The following is a 20,806-nucleotide window of genomic DNA, read 5'->3' as shown; positions in this document are numbered from 1 at the left end:
TCAGTCCCCCGTGGCCCGCACCCGGTACTCACCGCTCCGGGCGATCTCACGCAGCACGTCCCGCAGCCGCTCCAGGAAGCGCGGCACGTTCGCGCGGGCGGCCGCGGTGTCCGGGTAGGTGACCTTGACGTACGTACGGTCCCAGAGGCGGTTCACCCAGATCGGCACGTCCGTGCTGGTCCCGGGCCCGGCGAGGCCGTGGCAGTTCGCCTCCGCCCAGTCCTGCGAACCGGGTGCGTGGCGCAGGTCGACGTACGACACCATGGGCAGCACGGCCCCGGCGCCCGGCTGTACCGCCAGCCCCGGGACCAGCTCGGCGACCCGTACCGGGGAGACCCCGGCCAGCTCGCGCGCCCGCGCGAAGGCGGTCCGCGCGCCGGCCAGCACCTCGGCGAGCCCGCCGTCCGCCGCGTCCGGGGCGCTCGGGAGGACCGGGAACTCGACGGGGACGAGATTGATGAACCACCCCTGGGAGAGCAGCCAGCGCGGCTCGTCCCGGGTGTGGACGACGGAGAGCGCGCGGTACGTGTCGTGGCCGCCCAGCTCGTACCCGCTGATGCCGAGCGCGGCGAGCACCCCGGCGGAGAACCCGGCGCCGTGGGTCCGGCAGACCTTGGCGAAGGCGTCCGTCTCCGCGGCGTCGAGCAGGTCCAGGGAGAGCGAGAGCTTGGGGTAGGCCGCGCCCGGCTCGGTGCCCAGGTCCAGCGGGAAGGTGGGCGGCGGCCCGGCGCGGAAGAAGTCCAGCCAGCGCCGCACCTCGGGCGAACCGGCCGTCAGCAGCGCGGACCGCTCCCGCTCCAGGGCGCAGAAGTCGACGTAGCTGCCGGCCGGGGGAAGCTCCGCGACCGTCCCGGCCACGGCCGCCTCGTACAGCGCGCGCAGTTCGCTGAAGACGAGGAGCGCGGAGAGGCCGTCGCTGTGGCAGTGGTCGACGGCGTAGTAGACGGTCGAGACATCGTCCCGTACCACCGAACCGACCACGAAGGGCGGCCAGTCGAGCGGGTCCGTACCGGTGTCGAAGAGCTCCAGCAGCCAGTCCCGGATGGCGGCGGGGGAGTCGTACGCGCCGGCGGACGCGGCCTCGACCGACACCCCCGCGGGATCGACGACATGCCGCAGAATGCCTCCGCCGTCCTGGACGGAGAACCAGCTCAGCAGGGTCGGGTGGCGCAGCACCCACGCGCGCAGCGCCGCGGCCATGGCGCCGGTGTCCAGCCGCCCCGGCACGTCGTACATGATCCCGACCCACGTGGACTGGGCCCGGCCCGCCGCGCGGTGGGCGAGCAGCCGCCGTACGTGGTTCTCCTGGACGTACGAGGGCGGCACCGGTGAGACGGAGGAGGTGACCGAGGCGGACGCGGGCACCTGGAAGCTCACCAACTCACCGGGCGCGGGCGTGAGTTCGGCGATGGGGGTCATCAACACGGGGCGGGCTCCTGCTGCCGGGCGGGCACGAGGTCCCGCGGGAGTACGTTCTTGACATGGACCGCCGTGCCGGGCACGCCCTCGGCGGAGATGCGCCGCATCAGCCGCCCGGTCCCGGCGACGAGGCGGGAGACGGCGTGCCGGGCGGGTTCGGTGGCGGGGTGGCGGAAGCTCAGGTGGACGCCGTCGTACGAGCGGTTGACCCAGAGGTAGACCTCGTCGGGATGGACGCGGCGGCTGCGCAGCGCCGCCGCCTTCCATTCGCCCCACCGGCGGGCGCCGGGCGTCCTGCGCATGTCCATGTACGACACGACGAACCGCGGCTCCAGCCGCCTCCCGAGCAGCTCGGAGACCCGGGGGAACGGGATCGCCGCCATCTCCCCGGCCCCGTCGAGCGCGCCGGACGCGGCGGTGAGGATGTCGGCGAAGGAGTCGCCGCGGCGCACGGCGAAGCGGAGCGGGGCCAGCCCGACGTACCAGCCGACGGAGTGTGCCCACCGGGCGTCGCCGCGCGTGTGGAACGGCGTGAGCGCGCGGAACTCACCGGAGTCCCACCCCAAGTCCCCCTCCCCCTGTTCCTCTTCACGGGCCGCGAGGGCGAGACAGGTGAGGACACCGGTGAGGAAGTTGCCGCCGTGGGGGCGGCAGGCGCGCTGGAAGGCATGGGCCGCGTCGGCGTCGAGCAGCCGCTCGCACCCACCGATCTGCTCCCGCCCGGAACCGCCCGAGCCACTCGGGTCACCCAGGCCACCACCCCGCTCACCCCGTCCCCTCACCGGAAATTCGGGAAGCCCGCCGCCCCCGGAGCCAAGGAATTCCCGCCACCGTACGACGGCCGCGTGCTCGGTGTGCACGAGCGCCGCGTATTCACGTTCGGTGTCGGCGAAGTCCAGATAACTTCCGACTTCGGTCAGCGCGGCCCGGGTTCCGGAGGGGACCGCTGCGTACAGCTCATGTATTTCATGGGCAATGAGCAGGATGGAATACCCGTCCACATTTGAGTGGTCGAATCCGAGATACAGCGTGTGGCCATCGGCGTGTTCGACCGTCGCGAAAACGAAGGACGGCCAGGCGAGCGGATCGGTCTCCGCGTCGAACACCTCCTCAATACGGGAGGCGAGCGACTTCCCGCACGCGAAATTCCCCTCGGCGGTGGGCCGCAGCGCCACACCCCCGACGGGCAGGGTGTCGCGCCGCAGCCCGCCGCGTGACGTCTCCTCCGGCACCAGCCGGCTGCGCAGCGACTCGTGCCGATCGATCCACGCGAGCAGCACCCCCTCCAGCAACCTTCCCCCGCCCTCTGCCCCTGCGCCCTCCGCCCCTGCCTCTCCGGGCAGCTCAAAAGCAGTGGCCAGCCAGGCAGGATCCCGTTCCGCGCCGCGCCCGCCCGCCAACGCCCCGGCGATATGCGCCTCCTGCACATACGAGGCGGCCCGGTCATCGGCCACCCACCCGGCGCCCTCCACGCCCTGCGGCGCTCCCTGCTCCACACCTCGCGGCACGGCCCGCCAGACGGTCAGGAGTCCCGGCGTCACATTCAACTCGTCCATACTCGTGAATTTCACGTGCCTGCCCTGCGCTCAATTCTTGCATGTGGGGGGTGAGCGTGGCGAACGACCTGTTTCCCCGGTATTCCACCAGGGTTTCATTCCACTCCGCGTCGGGGGAGGTCTTCCGCCACTCGGCGTCCGGCGGACAGCGGTGGCCATCGGCGCGAGACGGGATCGTGGCGCGGATTCCGTCGGTGGTGAATGCTACGCAGATCCGAGCCGCCGCTGCAACGTGTCAAATGTCAGGCATTCGCGGGTCGTCGGCGATTAAGGCACACCACGGGCACACCGTTTTCACGTCTGTGTAACGTGCGTTGCCGGATCCACTATTCGGCGGAGTTCGTGCCCGCCGGGCGCAGGAGGGGACGGTCCGCCGGGGCCACCCGTCCCGCGGGGCCGGCGGGGCGCGGGATCACGTCGAGGACGGCTCTGGGGCGGCCGCGTCACGGTGGGCCGACTCCGCTTCCAGGGCGGCGCGCAGCCACTCCTGGGCGGCGCCGAGCGTCGGTTCGAGGGGGTCGGTCAGTTCGCCGCTGAGTTCCCAGTAGCGGTCGAGGACGGGATCGGCGGTCACCGTGAGCAGTACGCGGAGCCGCCGCCGGAATTCGGGGGTGTCCCGGGCGCGGTACGTACGGGCGTGCGCGGCGACGAAGCAGTCGAGCGCGTCGCCCCCGTACGGCGCGCGCCGGGCCCGCAGCTCCGCGGAGGCCAGGTCGAACGCCTCGCTGAGCCCTTCGTAGAGCACCGCGGGGCGCACCTCTTCGTCGGTCCTGCCGCACATGGTCCGGCCTGCCGGGGAGTGCCAGTGGTCGACGGGCTGCCTGGCGCCGGAGACGAGCGCGTGCAGCCGGGCGAAGGCCAGGACCTGGTCGGGCGCCGGATCGGCGGGCGGCTGCGGAACCACCGCGTCCACGATCGAGGCGCGCAGCCTGGCCGGCAGCCGCGCGGGCAGCTCGCGGCGCCAGAAGCGCGCCAGCGGAGCGGTGCTGGGCGGCGCGGTCACGGCGCCGATGAGACGCAGCCGCTCGGCGCGTTCCCCGGCGGCGCACTCCCGGAGCGCCCGGAGCGCGGCCTCCTGCCAGCGCAGGGCGGCCAGCCGCGAGCCGAGTTCCCGCAGCCGCCGGGCGACGACGTCCTCCAGCGCGGCCTCCTCGCCGAGGACCCGGCCCACGTCGGGGACCGGCACGTCGAGGGCGCGCAGCGAGCGGATCAGCCGGAGCCGGTCGAGCGCCTCGGGACCGTACCGGCGGTGGCCCCCGGAGCTGCGGGCGGTCTCGGGCAGCAGCCCGCGGTCGGAGTAGAAGCGGACGGTCTTGACGGTGACGCCCGCGCGCCGGGCCAACTCCCCGATGCTCCACGTGCCGTCATCCACGGCTTGAACCTCCCTCAGGGGGAGCTCCTACGGTACCGGCGTACGAGACCGGCGTACGAGATCGATGTACGAGACCGGCGTACACGATCGGTGACCAGGTGATCGGAATCGGAGGGGGCGATGGCCATGACCACGTTCGTGCTGGTGTCGGGCGGTCATACCGGTGGCTGGGTATGGCAGGAGGTGAGCGCCCGGCTGCGTGCGGCAGGCGCCCAGGTGTACGAGGCGACGCTCACCGGCATGGGCGACCGCCGGCACCTGGCGCGCCCGGACACGGACCTGGAGACGCACATCCAGGACCTGGTGAACCTGCTGGACACCGTCCGCGCCCCGGAGGGCGTGGTCCTGGTGGGCCACTGCTACGGCATCCACCCGGCGCTCGGCGCCGCGGACCGGCGCCCGGAGCGGGTCGCCCGGATCGTCCACCTCGACGCGGGCCTGCCCCAGGACGGCGACACGGCGCTGGCGCTCGCCCCCGACCAGGCGATCCGCGACCGCTTGGCGGCCCGGGATGCGGGGGCGTCACCGGACGGGCACGAGTGGCTGGCGGACCCGCCGTCCGCCGCCGAACCCGAGCGCTGGGGCGGCACGGCCGGTCTCTCCGACGCCGCGCTGGACCGGCTGGTCCGGCACGCCGCGCCCCAGCCGCTGGGCACGCTCACCCAGCCGCTCCGGCTGCCGAACGCGGACGCGCTCGCCGCACTGCCGACGACCGGCATCTTCTGCACGGCCAACGGTTCGGGCATCGCGCTGGTCGAGATGCTGGTGGCGACGGGACAGCCACGCTTCCTGGCGCTGGCCGAACCACGGGTGGGCTTCTTCGAACTGGACACCGGCCACTGGCCGATGCTCTCGGTCCCGGACGAACTGGCCGGCGTACTCCTGCGGGCGGCAGCGGACGAGGGGCACCGGGTCACGGCGGAGAAGCGCGAAAACCCCTCGAACCAGCGGCCGTTCATCCTGGACGTACGGACCGTCCCGAACGCACCCGATCGACCGGACGGACCGAAGGACCAAGCCGCGTCACCCGGCGGCGTGGAACAAACGGAACGCACCACCACCTACTTCCCCGAGCCGCCCACGTCCACATCCCGCCCCGCCCCTCCGCCCAGCCCGGCGATCGTCTTCGTCCACGGCGGCCCGCTCCCCGCCGACACCCGCCCCACCCCCCGGGACTGGCCGCTCTTCAGCGGTTACGGGCGCTACGTGGCGAGCCGGGGAGCCGTCGGCGTCACCGTCGATCACCGCCTGCACGGGCTGACCGACTACGCCCGCGCCGCCGAGGACATCGCCGCGGCGGTCGAGCGCGTACGGGCCGATCCGCGCGTCGACGGGGAGCGCGTCGCCCTGTGGTTCTTCTCCGGCGGCGGACTCCTGCTGGCGGACTGGCTCGCGGCGCCGCCGCCGTGGCTCCGGTGCGTTGCGGCGACGTACCCCGTGCTCGCACCGATCCCCGGCTGGAACCTGGTGGAACCGCGCTTCCGCCCCGCGGCGACGGTCGCCGGCGCCGGGTCGCTGCCGATCGTGCTGACCCGGGTGGGCCGGGAGCGGCCGGAGATCGCGGCGACGGTCGAGGAGTTCCTGACCGCGGCCGAGGGCGGCGGAGCGAGGGTGGAGGTGATCGACGTGCCGCTGGCCCACCACGGCTTCGACGCCTTCGACCACGGCACCGACACCGAGGCGGCGGAGCAGGCGCGGCGCGCGGTGGAACGAGCGGTGCGATCGGTGCTGGCCGCGCTGGCGGCGAGCCCGGGGGACCGGTCCGCGTAAAGGCGCCCGCCCGACACCCGTACCCGAGCCGTACTGCTGCACGCCGTACGGACGATCGAGAGGTGAACGGGCGGAGATCGCGCCGTGCCCGGGGCCGGATACCGGCACTCTGCTGAGTGTCGATCCGAGTGACGCCGGGTGGAGGGGGGAGCGCGTTGCGCCAGCGGCAGCGGCAGCAGTGGCAAGGCCGACGGCACCGGCCGGTGGCGTACGTATGACGCCCGAACGTCCCGACGGCACGTCCGCCCCGTCGGCCGGGGTGCCACGCCACGTCGCGTGCGTGATGGACGGGAACGGCCGGTGGGCCGCGCGGCGCTCCCTGCCGCGTACGTCGGGGCACCGGGCGGCGGAGTCGACGGTGATCGACGTCATCGAGGCGGCCAGGACGGCGGGGGTGGAGTGGCTGAGCCTGTACGCGTTCTCCACCGAGAACTGGCGGCGCCCGAGCGGTGAGGTCGACTTCCTCATGGGCCTGGTGCGCCGGGTGGTGCGCAAACACGCCCCGCTGCTGCACGCGCGCGGCATCCGCTGCCGGTTCCTCGGCGTGACCGACCCGAGGATCCCCGCGCCGCTGGCCCGGGACTTCGCCGACCTGATGACGCTGACCAGCGCGAACCGGGGGCTGACGCTGACCGTGGCGTTCGACCACGGCGGGCGCGGCGACATCGTCGAGGCGGCGCGTTCCCTCATCCGCAGCGGGGTGCCGGCCGACGCCGTCGACGAGCGGCGGTTCGCCGCTCATCTGCCCTTTCCCGACACGCCCGACGTGGATCTCGTCATCCGGACCTCCGGAGAACAGCGCATCTCCAACTTCATGCTCTGGCAGGTGGCCTACGCCGAATGGATCTTCCCGCAGGTGCTCTGGCCCGACTTCCGCGCACCGCACTTCCTGGAGTGCCTGGGCGCCTACCGGCAGCGCGACCGCCGCTTCGGCGCGGTGGCGCCGTACACGAACGGAGAACCGCACCCGTGACGGACACGCACGTCAGCGAACCACCGCGGCCGGGATCCCTCTTCGGCCCCGACTCGCAGTTCCACCGGTTCTTCAACGATCCGCGCTGGGCCCTGGCCGTGGTCAGGGCCACGGTCCTGGAGGCCGCCCATCCGCGGATCGGCGCCGCCCTGACCGACAACTCCACGTTCGTGGCCCACCCGTGGCGGCGGCTGCGCAACACCCTCGTGAGCCTCCAGCGCATGTTCGGCCCCGACGACGAAGCGCGGCGCAAGGAGGCCGCGCGGCTCAACCGCCTGCACGCGCGGCTGAGCGGCACCGACGCGCGGGACCGGCCGTACGACGCGATGGACCCCGAGGTCCGCGCCTGGGTGGTCGCGACGCTCTTCGAGAGCTCCGTCACCATGTGCCGGCTGAGCGGACAGCCGCTCGACCAGGAGACCATGGAGCGGCTCTACGCCGAATACCACGCGTTCCTGGCGGCGTTGGGGGACGCTCCAGGCCACCTTCCCTCCACCCTGGCCGAGTTCTGGCCGTACTACGACCACATGGTCGAGGAGGTGCTGGAGAACACGGAGGCGCTGCGCATCATCCTCTACAAGCTCTTCGACCATCTCCCGGCACCGCCCCTGCTGAACGGCCTGCCCACCGTCTGGGCGGCGGGTCGCGCGTTCGCCGGCCCGCTCATCGGCACGATCACCGTGGCGTCCCTCCCCGAGTCCTTCCGCCGGCGGGCGGGCCTCCCCGAAGTCCCCGGCGCCCGGACGCTGATGCAGGGCGCCTACCTGGCCGCCGGCCTGGCCCGCTTCCTGCCCGAGAACTGGCTGCGGACCGAGAACGTCACCGAGCTGCTGTCCCTGACCTGGCCCCCGGACGGCGACGACGGTGCATTCGCCCAGGCCGCGACCCTCACCGCGCTGCGCGGCCGTATGAAACGGGCGGGAGCCCTGTTCCGGCTGGTCACCCCCTTCCCCGTGCCGCCGTCCGGTCCCGCCGAGGATCTCCCGACCCGGCGGAGCGCCGACGAATTCTTCACCGCGGTCCTCGACCAGACCGGCAACGGCTATCTGGACTGGCCCGATCTCGCCGCCATGGCACGGGAGTTGTCCACCCGCCTAGACCTGGACGAGCCGGCGGAGACCAGGCTCTACCAGGCGTTCGCCGAGTGGTGGCGGGAACTCCAGGCGGCCCTCGACACCGACGGCGACGGCCGCGTCAGCAAGGAGGAGTACGCCGCCGCCGTCCCCTCCCTCGCCGGACCCGCCCTGATCAGGGTCGCCGAGGTGCTCTTCGACGTCACCGACACGGACGGCAACCAGTACATCGACGCGGACGAGTACCGGACCCTGTTCCGCACCGGCTTCCGACGCACCGTGTCCGACGCCGAAGGAAGCTACTCCCGCGCGGCCTTCGTCAAGGACTTCCTCTCCTTCATGTCCGGCCGCCGCCGCTCGACCCCCTACGACCCACTGCTCGCGGACGCGTAGTGGACGTATCCCCATCGACACCCGGAGACACCATCGGTACGGACGGCCGTCTGCCGGCCGTGAGAGCAACGGCGGAGGAGGTGCCTCGGCCATACTGATCAACGCCGGGCTGCACGGCCACAAATGCGCCATCGACGCGGCCGTGGCCGAGATGGCGCTGCGGCAACGCCGCCCAGTGGTCATGCTCACCTCGGACATCGATGACATGACGAAGCTCTGCGGCGACAAGGTACGCCTCGTCGCCGTGTAGTCGACGCTCAGGACTCGAACACCCCGGGAACGTGGGTCGGCCTGTCCGTACTCGCCCGAGCGCCGTGGGCAGCCCACCGCCTTGCGCCGGGCCGCGCCCTCGGGTGCCGTCGTTGGTCGTTTCGCGGCATGTTTCCCAACTGTTTGTCCGGGGCGGGAACGTTTCGGAACAGTTCTGACCGGAGCCGGATCCGGGGGCAACTGAGGCGTCCGTACGGTGCTGTTACGCCGGTGAACGAGACCAGAACTCAGACCCCTATGAGGCCTGGCCGACGCAGTGGGAAGCCCAGCTCGAAGGTTCGACGGGCGGCAGGTCAGCGGTGGACCGGCCGGATCGATGCCGAGGAGCTGAGCTGGGCGTTGTGCGCCCGGGTGTGCGCCCGGCGCATCAACTCATGATGTTCGTTCTCTGTCGTACAGCGCTCTCAGCTGCTCTTCTGAGATCGAAGGGATCTCCCGAGTCGGGCACGGATCACAGTCGCGGCGGAGAAGGTGGGAGCTTGACAACAGAGTCCGAATCCCAAGGGCAGCAGGAGTGGCCCGTCAGAAGTTTTCTAGGCGGGCTGTCAGAAGGTATTCGTACTGGTCTGCTGCGACTGGGAACCCGCTGCCGTTATCTGCCCGGGGAGGTCTTGATCCGTGAGGGTGACCACTCCAACCATGTGGTGCTCCTACGCTCTGGATTCGTCAAGGTCACTGCCCAGTTGGACAGCGGCCACGAGGCGCTGCTCGCCATCCGGGTCGGCGGGGACATAATCGGCGAGATGGCTGCCATGGACGACGGCGCGCCCCGATCGGCCACAGTCACTGCCTGTGGGGAGATCGCCGCCAGCGTCGTTCGCGAATCAGATTTGCGGGTATTCCTTGCTTCCCACCCCGAGGCCGCGCGGGCAGTCAACCGGATCGTCGTCCGTCGGCTGCGCTGGGCGAACCAGCGGCGGGTGGAGTTCGGAGGGTACCCCGTCAAGGTGCGGCTCGCCCGCGTAATCGCGGAACTAGCCGTGTCTTACGGACATCCGGTCCCCCGCGGGTTAGCCATCGGTGTCGATCTCACTCAGCCGGAACTGGCCGCACTCACCGGCTCGGCGGAAGTCACGATCCACAAGGCGCTCGCCGAGCTGCGCAGAGACGGCCTCATCACGACTGGCTACCGACGCAACGTGGTTCTCGATCTGGCCCGGCTGCGAGAAATCGCCAGGCTGGGGCCACCTCTCCGGTAACGCGTGTACGTCCCACATCTCTTGTCGAAAACCGTATTTCTATGACCTAGAGCGGTGTTCTCCATACCCGGCTGCACAGTTGACGCGCACACCAACTACGGCAGGCAGGAGAACCGATCCCATGACATCGCAGTCGCATTCGTGGTCCCGCTCGCAGGAGATCATCACCCGCCATCTCTGCATGGCCGCCGACGTGGAGAAGTACAGCTGCCGCGACACCCCGGACCAGGAGACGATCCAGGCCGACCTGGTCCGGGTGCTGGAGGAGGCCGCGGTGCTCAGCGGCCTGGACCGTACAGCGTGGGATCGTCAGCCGCAGGGTGACCAGGAGTTCGCCGTGCTGCCGCTCGATACTCCTGAGCCGGAGGTGCTCGGTGGGTTCGTGCGGAATCTGGCCACTCGGCTCGGCGAGTCCAATGCCAACCGCGCCGAGAAGGAGCGGATGCGGCTCAGGCTGGCCATCGACTTCGGTGTGGCACGTACGGCCGCCCTTGGCCACAGCGGTCCCGCGCCGGTCTCCGTGGCCCGTTACCTCAATGCAGGCGTGCTCAAACGGGTGCTGAAGGCCATCAACTCGACCGATCTTGCTGTCATCGTCTCCGACCGGCTCTACCAGGATGTCGTCAGGCTTCGAGGCGAGGGAGAGGGCCTGGACCCGGCCCGGTACGTCCAGGTGCATGTTCAGGAGAAGGAATTCAGCGGCTACGGGTGGATCCACGTGCCGGAACATGGCCCGAAAGAACTGGAACCGCTGGTCTCTGCCTCGGAGCCAGAGCCGGACCAGGGCCCGTCCCCCGTACCCACCAATGTGGTGAAGAGGAACAAGGGCGGCGTCTTCCACTTCGGTAGCGGAGACGCGGCGAAGACCATGCACAAAAAGTACGAGCGGTGACGGGCGTGCTTGCCATGGACGGCATAACCGATCCCGTCAACGAATCCCTTGATGAGTCATCGGCGGAACCGTCTGCCACCGGGCAGGACGACGTGTCCGTGGAAACGGCTGACGACCAGGCCGACCACATCCGTCGGTTGCGCGAACAGGGCCTGTTCGCGGCATCAGTCGAAGGGGGGATCAAGAGCAGAGCCGTCGGCTTCGGCAGTGGGGACGCCGCCGGGACGATGTACAAGAACTACTTCACTCCGGATATTGACCCGATCGACGGTCGGATCCCCGAAGACTACCTGGATGAACTCAGCGAGTTCTACGTCCCGCCCGCCAGCTATGAAGGTCTGGTCAAGCATCTGGTCGAGCACGGTGTCGCGGTGCTGCGTGGCGCTCCTGGTACCGGGCGGAACACCACGGCACTGCTCGCCGCGCGAAAGGTGATGCAGACCGGTGTCGTAATGCTGGACTCGGACGCGGGGGTGCGCCGACTCGTCAGGCAGGACGGCGGACTTCAACCGAGCCGGGGGCACGTGGTCCAGAGCGACGGCAGGAAGTGGGCCAACGAGCTGAGTGCGCACTTGCTCATCCGGTTACGGGAAGCGACCTACGGACGCTCCCCGCTGGTGATCGTCGTCGACGACCAGGTTGCGGTCCGGGGCCTGGACGGGCACGTGGTCGAGCACGAGATCGCGGTCGACATGCGGTTCGAAGTGCTGGAGCGACACCTGACGGTCCTGCTCGCCGATCAGCCGGAGCGCTGCCACAAGCTCCTGGAGCACCAGCGCCTCCGAGAGGACCTGCGCGGTCGCCGGTCCATGCACAAGATCACCCTTCTTGCCCGCCGGCTGGCACGGCGGGTGCGGGACGGCGATGACATCGACCGGATTGCGCAGGGGCTCGGGGACGAGTTGCGGGTCAAGGCGGCGAAGCTGCTGGGGCCGCACCCCGCGACGGAGGGCGACGACACCATGAAGGCGGAAGTGTCCTTGTGGTCCAGGGCCTTCCTGCTGGCTTGCGTGGTACTTGACGGGACAACCCTGAGCCGGGTCAGCCGGGAGTCCCACCGGCTTGCCGAGCTGCTGCACGGCGTGCGCTCACCGTCTTCCGTACCCGAGATGCCGCTGTTCCGGGAGAGCGTGCAGGACTGGCTGGGCGATGCTGACGTGGAGTTCATCGACCGAAACGGGCACCGAGTGGGTGCCCGGCATCCGGAGTGCCGGGTTCATGTCAGCCACCACGGGCTCGGCGAGGCGGTCATGGAGGTGCTGTGGCATGACCACAGCGGGGCACGAGGCCCACTGCTGGAGTGGCTGGACAGCCTCGTCGTCCGAGGGGAGGAGGAGATCCGGGTGTCGGCCGCGCAGACGGTCGGTCTCCTTGCCACCTTCGACTGGAACTACGTACTCGAAGAGCTCCTGGTGGGCTGGGCCGTTGACAAGGAGCACGCTCCCCGGCGGCAGTTCGCGGCGGCGTGGGCGCTGGAGCGAGCGGTGACCGAAGGGTTGTCTACCTCCCGCGTTCAGCTGCTGCTGCGGCGTTGGTCCCAACGGCATAGCTTCCGGAAATGCGCACAGACCGCGTACGGAACCCGGATCGGCGCGATGTTCCCCACCGAGGCACTGAACGGTCTGGAGCAGATCGCCCAATCGGGGATGTGGAGTGTGGGGGACGCCGTGAGGGAGATCTATGCGGCCGGCTCGCGGGACCAGGTGCTGGAGCGACTGGCGAACTGGTCCGCATCGTCCCGTCATTGGCTGCGGGATGACGCTGCGAAGTGCCTTGTTCGGCTCAGCAGATTTCGAGGTGCGCAAGCTGTCACGGCCTTCCTGAGCGAGCAGGGCCCGCGTGCCGACCTTCTGCGGCTCACTCGGCAGGTCTTGCTCAGTCCCACCCGACACCACCGCGGGTACGGGTGGAACGCCATCCGGATGTGGGTGGAGCGGGCCGGCGAGGAGCCGGGGCTCGATGAACTCGTGGCCGAGTTCATCGCCGAGCTGCCCGAGCCGGGTACCGAGGGCGACGACATGCGTGAGCGGTTCCTGTTCTACCTGCGGCTGTGGGGTCATCAGCTGCCGGACGGCGAAGCGGCAGCCCATATCGGATCCCTCGTGACGGAAAGGTGGTCGATGTGATCAGGACACGACGCCGCAGTGCTCTGGCATGGGTGCGCGCTCTGTTCGGCGGTCTGTCGGAGCCGTTTCTGCCCTTCGCGGCTACGCCAGCGGATGTGCCGGAGACGGAGAAGGTGCACCGCAACTCCACCGTTTCGTTCGAAACCCCCTCCAGGGGTGGCGGGTTCGACTTCCGGGTCGAGATCCGCTGCGAATGGTGTGCCGAAGGGCGCTTGGACCAGGAGACGCTGGATCGTGCCATCGACAGTCACCAGGAGGCAATGCCGCAGTACCTCCTCGACCGGGTTCGTGACATCGCACGCCTCTACGAGCCGTTCCGGGCAGAGGAGGCGGAGCTGGCTGTCAACGATGAACTGCGACCAGGCGAATGCTTTGAGAACGGGCTCGTGCGCTGCCGTACCGTCGCCTATATCCACCCCTCGCCGGAGGTGCTCGAGCGGCAGCGTAAGGCCGCCCTGGAACTCCAGGACATCGAGCACCGGTATGCGAAGTCCGCGCTCCAGGTGGAGTTGCTGGGGCAGGTCTCCGAGAAGTGGCGCACGTTCCTGGCCAGTGGGCTCGCCGGTGTGCGCCAGGGCGATGAGGTGCTGTCCTGGCTGACACCGTGGGCGGTGTTGCTCGCCGAGAGGCCGGATCAAGCGGCCACCGAGGTCGGGGACATGTTCCAGCAGAGGCAGAAACAGCTCGACGAGTTCGTCAAGATCGTGGAACGGCAGGTGAAGGGGTACCAGGACCGGGACCTCTTCGAATTCGTCATCACCAACGAGAAGCAGCTCGGCCACGCCATGCGGCTGTTCGGTCTTGAGCTGCCGGGCTCCCCCGCTTCCAGGGGCGGCCCGGCCGAGCCGCTGCCTCAGCAGAACAGGAGCTGACGGAACGCGGCGCGATCTCTCAGGACAGCAGCGGGCCGGTGATGAGGGAGAGTCCGGCTGCCACCGCCATCAGCCCCGTCCAGATCACTCCCCGGGCTATGTACCGGTGCTTGGTCATCGCCACCCGGGCCAGTACCGGGATCAGCTGCCAGATCTCCCGCCGTTCGCGGTCCTGATCCGCTGGGGGAGGGGTGCCGTCGGCGACGGCCAGCAGCGGCAGGCTGAACCGGTTGGGGACAGGCGGCGGCCCCAACCGGGGACGCAGCGCTTGTACGACGCAGTAGACGGCCGGCAGGAACCCGGTCACGTGCAAGAGCAGCAAACAGAAGGCGATCCAGGCTCCTGGCCCACCACGCTCCCAAGCCTCTTGTACGACGTCCCTCTGCGGCAGGGCTGTGGCCAGCAGCCCTGCCTGCACCGCACTGAGAACTCCAACCTTCGCGTCGGCGAACTGGGCCGCGTCGCGAAGCGAGGCGCAAATGGCCAGTCCGGTCTCCAGGCCTGCGGTCTCGGGCGTGTCCGAGGTGGTCGTTCCGGATGGGCTCCTGGTGGGGCGTACGGGATTGGACACGAGGGCCTCCTAGGACCGAGTGGTCGAGAGATCCCAGTAACTCCCTCCCCGCAGTCCGACAAAAGTCATAAATACGTATTTCATCCTGGAGGGTTCAATGAGTCCTTTGATGCGAATGTCTCCCACTCGGCTCTTCTCTGCCGCATTCACGCTGACCGCCCTGGTCGCGGGCAGTGGGTGCAGCGCCTTCGAGGCGCCCACCGTGCGGCCCTGTGCCTGGCTGGACCGTGTTTCCGACGACGCTTCAGGCGACAGGGGAAAGAATCGGCCACGTACCGCCGTGCTCCTTGACCGCAGCTCTTCCACCCGGCCCGACAAGGCGAGCGGGCCGGGGGTACGGGTGCCGGACTGGGCAGCCACGCTCGTGGCCGCCGAGGGGCTTGCGCCGAAGGAACTGGAGGGAGGATTTCTCTCCGTCGCCGGCTTCGACGGAACCCGGGCCACTGTCGATTGGGGCGTGGACCAGGTGTCCGTCACACCGGTGAAGGGCAACGACACGCTGAAGAAGGATCGAGGGAGCGCTCAGCGCCGCTGTCTGGAGAAACGACTGCGGGAGCTGTCCGCCGGAGCGCCGGGCGCCGATCGTACGGATGTTCTGGGCGCACTCGCCGCAGCTGCCGACCAGCTCAGCTCCGCACGTGGTGACCGCAAGATCGTGGTCGCGACCGACGGGCTGACCAATACCGGCTGCGCGGACTTGCGCTCCGCCGGATTCGACGGCACGGAGGAGATCAAAGCGACGGTGGAACGCTGCCGCAGGGCGGGCGAGCTGCCGGACTTGAAGGGAGCCGAGGTGGACCTCCTCGGCATCGGCCGCTCGCCTCGGGGCGAGGCACCGTCGTCCTCACAGACCGCTTGGCTGACCGCTCTGTGGACACAGCTGTGCGAGGCGACCGGAGCATCATCCTGCGAAGTGGCCGCTACTGCCCGGGCTTCGCAGCCCGAGGCAGGGAAGGGAACCGCGGCCGGCACGGCGGAACCCCAGGTGACCTACCCGGCTGTCTCCGAACGGCCCAAGGGCCGGGTCACCACGATCACCCTTCCCGGGTCCGTCCTCTTCGACACCGACCGCGCGGAGCTGTCACCTGCGGCACGGAGCGCCCTGGACCGAGCGGCGCTTCGCATCCGGGAACTCGATCCCCTCGTGGTCTCCGTCTCCGGGCACACCGATTCCCGTGGGGGCGAACGACGCGGAAGGCAGCTCTCCCTGGCCCGGGCGCAGGCCGTACGGTCAGCCCTCGCCGGACGTGGGATCGCGGTCGATTCCGCCCACGGCTACTCCGACGACCGGCCCACCTGCACCCCCGAGTACCGAGACGGGGCTCCGGACTACGCAGCCATGGCCTGCAACCGCCGGGTGGAGATCGCTGTCACGGTGCGCCGATGACCGCCTCTCACCCGGTGCACACCGCGCTGAGGAGGCACTCCTTCACCACTCGCAGAAAAGGACGTCATACATGTCCCAGAACCATCAAGGCATCCCCTGCCATCACGGCTGCGGATGCGACATACGGCACCTGGTGAAGAGCGCGGAGCAAGGTCCGGAACGCGCCCCGGAACATCTGGACAACGGCGAGATGCGGATGCTGTTGCGCGCGGCCCGCGAGGTCGCAGAGCTTGTCGGCCACAACCGAGAACAACTCGCGGCTGCCCGCGCGCGTACGATTCGCGCCCACGCCCGGACGGAGGAGGCCGTCCAAGCCCTGGCTCGTTTCGAGGCGATGGCTTCACTCCGGACGGCCCGTAGGGCGCATGAGGCAGTCGAGGCACGTCATGCGGAGGATGGCGCCCACGACCGACGTCGCCGCGAGCTGTGGATACGGGTACTGCGCTGGCCGATCATCGCCGCCATGGCGGTGTTCGACGCCTGGTATTTCATGCAGGTCTTCCAGTACCTCACCGTCAATGAGGCAGCGGCCTCTTTGGTCGAGCAGACAGTCTCCTTCCTGCCCGGTGCCGTTCTCGCCCTGGCCCTGATGCTCTCCGGATACACGATCGCGGCTCCCCTGCACCGTGTACGCGAGCGGCTGCACGCCCTGCGCGCGCGTCGCCCCGTGCTCTCGTTGCTCGGTTCTCTCAGCCTGCCCGCTCTCTACCTGCTTGCCGTGCTGACGACTGTCACCGCGTGGGCCCTGCTGCGGGCCCGTGACGCGGGGGTGGGGGACGAGGGCATCGAGGGAGCCAGGTTCGCGCCCGGGTGGGTCGCCTTGTTGATGCTCGTGCTCGCGATCACCGCGGTGGCTATGAAAATCGTGGCCTATAACCCGTACGCGGACAGCGCAGTCGAGGCTCGCCGTGGCCTGTTGCGCGCTCGGATGACCTACGCCTTGCTGGTGTGGAGGGTGGGATCTGCCCTGCGCAAGCAGGAGAGAGCGTGGAGTGACCTGTGCGCGCTGCGTGACGAACTGGCCTCACAGGTACGACTGGAGAGCATGCGAGTCTGGGAGGCCGCGATCCTCGCCGCCCGTATGCTGCACGGTCAGGCAGGCCACATCCCGCCCGCTCCGGCCGTCCTGCTCGACGGAACGGAGCCGCCGGCGCCGGCGACTGCCTGGATGGCGCCGCTCTTCTCCGGCGTGGTTGAGCCCCCGCCAGAACTCGGACCCCTGGTCGAAGCTCACCGAATCACCGTCACATGCACTCCCTCTGAGCTACGCGACCGCCGGACAGATCTGATCGACCGCATCGACCGTCAACTCGGACCGGCCTGATGGTTGGGCGGCAGAAAAGCACCGAGAGCACTGCCGCAGCTGCCCGTTCGGCCCTGTTGGAGCCGTCCCGGGGCAACCGCCGGTTGTATAGGCGATTGATCCAACGGCTTTTGGATGCTCCAGGGCCGCCGGCCGAAGGCCCCTACCGGGAGGCTTCCGTAGTGGTGGTGCCAGAAGGCTTCGTCTCGGGAGTGGGCGTGGCTTCCCAATCCGGTCCCGGTAACTCGGCACAGAAAAGCTCCGAAACAGGACGTGAGAGGACAGAGCAATGACCGTTCCGCTGTCCAGCAACCCATTCACCCGCGTCTGCAGATGGGTGGAGGACCAATATGCAGACACGCGCATGTGCTTGCGCACAGGGGTAGACGCCGTGCCTCTCTGCAACGAGGAGGGCATCTCGCTGAACGAATTGCGTTCCAAGGCTGTCCACGAGGATTTGGGTAGCCCTGCACGCGTCGAGGCCTGGTGTCACATCGCGCACCACATTCGCGAAGAGACTGGGAGCCGGCGGGAAGAGCGGTGGACATTGATCGTCCTCTGGCTGCTCGCGCCCCGCTTGAGGGGGGCAGCACGCGTGATCGCCCGGCATACGGGGGCGGAACGGGCCGACGCGTGTTCCGCGCTGCTGCAAGGAGCGTTGGAGGGGGTGCGGACTCTCGGCAGGGCGGACCCTGCGGGAGCCGAGCAGCACCTGGTTGATGCGGCGTTCGCCGTCGGATGGAAAACAGGGCGGCGGAGCCCTCACGAGACGCCAATCGGGGAGTGGGACGTGATGAAAGGCTTGGTAACCGACCAGCTTGTCTTGACGACAGCGGACTGCGACCTCGTGCGGGGCGACGCGATGTCCATCGCACTCGCCCAGCGGGCGCAAGGTGAGCGCTTGGGTTCTCTGGCATACCGATTGGGACTCCTGACGCATGTGCGCCGAGTGCGCCAGCTCCGGCGCGCCCGGCCGCGCCCGGCGTGTACCGAAGCCCACCCCACACCGATGGGACAAGATTCACTGTTCGAAATGCGGGGGCCTGCAGATGACACGCCGTCGTGATGAGTCCGTCCCGTTCTCGGAGATCTCCGGACTTCCCGCCGAGGTGGATCTCAGGACGGCTGCGAATGCGCTGAACCTGGGATTGGCTACTGCATACCGGCGAGCCAAGCGGGGCGACTTCCCCTGCACCCTGCGGAAGGTGGGACGACGCTATGTCGTGCGTCTGCCTGATCTGATGCGTGGACTCGGTATCCAGGACGTGCGGGTGCTCTATGACGACATCGATGCGGGTGCGAGATTCGCCAGTGGACAGACCGAGACCTAGTCATGCCTGCAGGCAGCGACGCCTGACTGCCGTCGCGTGCTGAACTCGGCAGTCGCCCACGCAAGACGCTCGGCTGGGAACCCCAGCCGAGCGTCTGCCTGAACTGCTCGCCGCCACACGTCGGTGATCACGTGGTGCGACGACCCCTGGGAAATGCGCCGCTCTGCAACTCCGCGGTGGCCGCAACGACGAGGCTCACCGCGCCCGCACTGCGGTGTTGTACGCGCTGGGGGCGGCAACTCCTGGCTGGCCAGGAACGGAGGCGTGGACCTTGGGTCTGCCCAAAGAAGGTCACCTTCGCCAGACTCTCAGGGGCGTACGGCGCGGGGAACGGAAGCTGCGGCGCTCCTTATGGGCAATGCCGCTCAGAGCTCGGGAGAGCGCCCCGTACACGCGCATCACCGGCCCATGCTCCGGGAAGGTCGGGCAGCAGGCCGGCGACATGCTCCTGGAGCCGTCGGAGGGCACCTGAGATGGAAACCGGGACGGACAACGTCGAAGGGCCCCACCTCACGGTGGGGCCCTTCGACGTTAGTGCCCGGTGAGGCACTGGCGGAGGATACGAGATTCGAACTCGTGAGGGGTTGCCCCCAACACGCTTTCCAAGCGTGCGCCCTAGGCCACTAGGCGAATCCTCCGCGGCAAACAATACAAGACGCTGGGCCGTGCTCGCGAACTCGTTCGCGGGGGTTCGGATCGGGTACTGTGTGCGGAGCCCCTCACGTGGCGCTATCTGACTGAACTCCCCCAGGGCCGGAAGGCAGCAAGGGTAGGTCGGCTCTGGCGGGTGCGTGGGGGGCGCTTGCGTTGTGGGGTGGCGGTGGGAGGCGGGTTTGTCGTAGGGGGCCGATATCGTCGTAGGTGTGTCGTCCCTTGCGCTGTACCGCCGTTATCGCCCCGAGTCGTTCGCCGAGGTCATTGGGCAGGAGCATGTCACTGACCCGCTCCAGCAGGCCCTGCGTAACAACCGGGTCAATCACGCCTACCTGTTCAGCGGGCCGCGTGGCTGTGGGAAGACGACCAGTGCGCGCATCCTCGCGCGGTGTCTGAACTGCGAGCAGGGGCCCACGCCCACCCCGTGCGGTACGTGTCAGTCGTGCCGGGACCTGGCCAGGAACGGGCCGGGGTCGATCGATGTCATCGAGATCGACGCGGCTTCGCACGGTGGCGTGGACGACGCGCGTGATCTGCGGGAGAAGGCCTTCTTCGGGCCTGCCGGCAGTCGTTACAAGATCTACATCATCGACGAGGCGCACATGGTCACCTCGGCGGGGTTCAACGCCCTGCTGAAGGTGGTCGAGGAGCCGCCGGAGCATCTCAAGTTCATCTTCGCGACCACCGAGCCCGAGAAGGTCATCGGGACGATCCGGTCGCGTACGCACCACTATCCGTTCCGGCTGGTGCCGCCCGGGACGCTGCGTGACTATCTCGCCGAGGTGTGCGGCAGGGAGGGCGCCGTCGTCGCGGACGGGGTGCTGCCCCTCGTCGTACGGGCCGGTGCCGGGTCCGTGCGTGACTCGATGTCCGTGATGGACCAGTTGCTGGCCGGCGCGGCCGACGACGGTGTGACGTACGCCATGGCCACGGCCCTGCTCGGGTACACGGACGGTTCGCTGCTGGACGCCGTGGTCGACGCGTTCGCCGCGGGGGACGGCGGCGCGGCCTTCGAGGTCGTGGATCAGGTCATCGAGGGCGGCAACGACCCGCGGCGCTTCGTCGCCGACCTGCTGGAGCGGCTCCGGGACCTGGTGATTCTGGCGGCCGTGCCGGACGCGGGGGAGAAGGGGCTGATCGACGCCCCCGCCGATGTCGTCGAGCGGATGCAGGCCCAGGCGTCCGTCTTCGGCGCGGCCGAGCTGAGCCGGGCCGCCGATCTCGTCAATACGGGGCTGACGGAGATGCGTGGCGCGACCTCGCCCCGGCTCCAACTGGAGCTGATCTGCGCCCGGGTGCTGCTGCCCGCGGCGTTCGACGACGAGCGTTCGGTCCAGGCCCGCCTCGACCGGCTGGAGCGGGGCGCCGCCGCCTCGGCCTCGGTCGCCGGGGCCGCCTTCTCCGGAGCGGGGGCCGGGCCCGCGGCCGGGTATGTTCCCGGGCCCGGCGGTCACGCCCCCGTACCGCCGCCCGCTCCGGTGGAGGATCCCGCCGCTGCCGCCGCTCGCGCCGCCGCCGCGGCGCAGGCCGCGCAGGCCGCCGCCCAGGCCGCGCCCGCCCAGGCCGCCCCAGCAGCCCCATCGGCCCCAGCAGCCCCGTCGGCCCCAGCGCCCGCGCCCGCCGCCGAGCCCCAGCGGCCCGGGGC

The 20,806-nt window shown here is 69.7% G+C and carries 14 protein-coding genes, 1 tRNA gene, 1 other RNA gene and 1 pseudogene; 12 read left to right on the top strand and 5 right to left on the bottom strand.

Annotated elements, in window-relative coordinates:
• From ACFTZC_RS40505 to ACFTZC_RS40495, 3 genes are all read right to left on the bottom strand, one after another.
• Positions 1-1,419, bottom strand: coding sequence for a condensation domain-containing protein (locus ACFTZC_RS40505; protein ID WP_382898969.1), 1,419 nt, complete (start codon positions 1,417-1,419; stop codon positions 1-3).
• Positions 1,419-2,975, bottom strand: coding sequence for a hypothetical protein (locus ACFTZC_RS40500; protein ID WP_382898944.1), 1,557 nt, complete (start codon positions 2,973-2,975; stop codon positions 1,419-1,421). The genes ACFTZC_RS40505 and ACFTZC_RS40500 overlap by 1 nt, the downstream gene beginning before the upstream one ends.
• Before the next feature lie 412 nt (positions 2,976-3,387).
• Positions 3,388-4,347, bottom strand: a complete 960-nt coding sequence (locus ACFTZC_RS40495; RefSeq protein ID WP_382898942.1) for a MerR family transcriptional regulator — start codon at positions 4,345-4,347, stop codon at positions 3,388-3,390.
• Positions 4,348-4,473: 126 nt separating this feature from the next.
• Between ACFTZC_RS40495 and ACFTZC_RS40490 the strand changes: the two genes are divergently transcribed.
• The 8 genes and pseudogenes from ACFTZC_RS40490 to ACFTZC_RS40455 all read left to right on the top strand — a co-directional run bounded on the left by ACFTZC_RS40490 (position 4,474) and on the right by ACFTZC_RS40455 (position 13,915).
• A complete protein-coding gene (locus tag ACFTZC_RS40490) occupies positions 4,474-6,117 on the top strand; it encodes an alpha/beta fold hydrolase (RefSeq protein WP_382898940.1) in 1,644 nt (547 codons plus the stop codon).
• 214 nt (positions 6,118-6,331) lie between these two features.
• Positions 6,332-7,090: a polyprenyl diphosphate synthase gene (uppS, locus tag ACFTZC_RS40485; RefSeq protein ID WP_382898939.1), complete on the top strand. Its 759-nt coding sequence runs from the start codon at positions 6,332-6,334 to the stop codon at positions 7,088-7,090.
• Positions 7,087-8,556, top strand: coding sequence for an oxygenase MpaB family protein (locus ACFTZC_RS40480; RefSeq protein ID WP_382898938.1), 1,470 nt, complete (start codon positions 7,087-7,089; stop codon positions 8,554-8,556). Before uppS ends, ACFTZC_RS40480 begins: the two co-directional genes overlap by 4 nt.
• 82 nt (positions 8,557-8,638) lie before the next feature.
• A pseudogene (locus ACFTZC_RS40475) lies at positions 8,639-8,806 on the top strand (DNA-binding protein); the annotation flags it as partial.
• Between the two features lie 499 nt (positions 8,807-9,305).
• Positions 9,306-10,025: a Crp/Fnr family transcriptional regulator gene (locus ACFTZC_RS40470; protein WP_382898937.1), complete on the top strand. Its 720-nt coding sequence runs from the start codon at positions 9,306-9,308 to the stop codon at positions 10,023-10,025.
• Between the two features lie 121 nt (positions 10,026-10,146).
• Positions 10,147-10,917: a hypothetical protein gene (locus ACFTZC_RS40465; RefSeq protein WP_382898936.1), complete on the top strand. Its 771-nt coding sequence runs from the start codon at positions 10,147-10,149 to the stop codon at positions 10,915-10,917.
• Positions 10,914-13,043, top strand: a complete 2,130-nt coding sequence (locus ACFTZC_RS40460) for a hypothetical protein (RefSeq protein WP_382898935.1) — start codon at positions 10,914-10,916, stop codon at positions 13,041-13,043. The genes ACFTZC_RS40465 and ACFTZC_RS40460 overlap by 4 nt, the downstream gene beginning before the upstream one ends.
• Positions 13,040-13,915: a hypothetical protein gene (locus ACFTZC_RS40455; protein ID WP_382898934.1), complete on the top strand. Its 876-nt coding sequence runs from the start codon at positions 13,040-13,042 to the stop codon at positions 13,913-13,915. The genes ACFTZC_RS40460 and ACFTZC_RS40455 overlap by 4 nt, the downstream gene beginning before the upstream one ends.
• A 19-nt stretch (positions 13,916-13,934) precedes the next feature.
• On the opposite strand, the gene ACFTZC_RS40450 is transcribed toward ACFTZC_RS40455, so the two are convergent.
• Positions 13,935-14,486 (bottom strand): hypothetical protein, encoded by a 552-nt coding sequence (locus tag ACFTZC_RS40450; RefSeq protein WP_382898932.1) that lies wholly within the window; start codon positions 14,484-14,486, stop codon positions 13,935-13,937.
• Positions 14,487-14,766: 280 nt separating this feature from the next.
• On the opposite strand from ACFTZC_RS40450, the gene ACFTZC_RS40445 reads away from it, so the two are divergent.
• A complete protein-coding gene (locus ACFTZC_RS40445; RefSeq protein ID WP_382898930.1) occupies positions 14,767-15,873 on the top strand; it encodes an OmpA family protein in 1,107 nt (368 codons plus the stop codon).
• 70 nt (positions 15,874-15,943) lie between these two features.
• The gene (locus tag ACFTZC_RS40440; RefSeq protein ID WP_382898929.1) at positions 15,944-17,197 is read left to right on the top strand and encodes a hypothetical protein; all 1,254 of its coding nucleotides are present in this window, start codon (positions 15,944-15,946) and stop codon (positions 17,195-17,197) included.
• A gap of 1,860 nt (positions 17,198-19,057) precedes the next feature.
• Here ACFTZC_RS40440 and ACFTZC_RS40435 read toward each other — a convergent pair.
• A tRNA-Ser gene (locus ACFTZC_RS40435) sits at positions 19,058-19,145 on the bottom strand.
• 72 nt (positions 19,146-19,217) lie between these two features.
• Between ACFTZC_RS40435 and ffs the strand changes: the two genes are divergently transcribed.
• Positions 19,218-19,316: signal recognition particle sRNA small type (gene ffs / locus ACFTZC_RS40430), an RNA gene on the top strand.
• 54 nt (positions 19,317-19,370) lie between these two features.
• Positions 19,371-20,806, top strand: a 1,436-nt coding sequence (locus tag ACFTZC_RS40425) for a DNA polymerase III subunit gamma and tau (protein ID WP_382898926.1), incomplete at its 3' end; no start/stop codon positions are given.

Source organism: Streptomyces sp. NPDC056987, assembly GCF_042673865.1.
Taxonomy (GTDB): domain Bacteria; phylum Actinomycetota; class Actinomycetes; order Streptomycetales; family Streptomycetaceae; genus Streptomyces.
Note: the sequence above shows the minus strand (reverse complement) of the source record. Positions and strands in the feature narration are given on the sequence as shown.

Bases quoted from the DNA above. Each gene is read 5' to 3' on its own strand.
- ACFTZC_RS40500 (WP_382898944.1), bottom strand. From the start codon at position 2,975: ATGGACGAGTTGAATGTGACGCCGGGACTCCTGACCGTCTGGCGGGCC.
- ACFTZC_RS40505 (WP_382898969.1), bottom strand. From the start codon at position 1,419: ATGACCCCCATCGCCGAACTCACGCCCGCGCCCGGTGAGTTGGTGAGC.
- uppS (WP_382898939.1), top strand. From the start codon at position 6,332: ATGACGCCCGAACGTCCCGACGGCACGTCCGCCCCGTCGGCCGGGGTG.
- ACFTZC_RS40490 (WP_382898940.1), top strand. From the start codon at position 4,474: ATGACCACGTTCGTGCTGGTGTCGGGCGGTCATACCGGTGGCTGGGTA.
- ACFTZC_RS40440 (WP_382898929.1), top strand. From the start codon at position 15,944: ATGTCCCAGAACCATCAAGGCATCCCCTGCCATCACGGCTGCGGATGC.
- ACFTZC_RS40465 (WP_382898936.1), top strand. From the start codon at position 10,147: ATGACATCGCAGTCGCATTCGTGGTCCCGCTCGCAGGAGATCATCACC.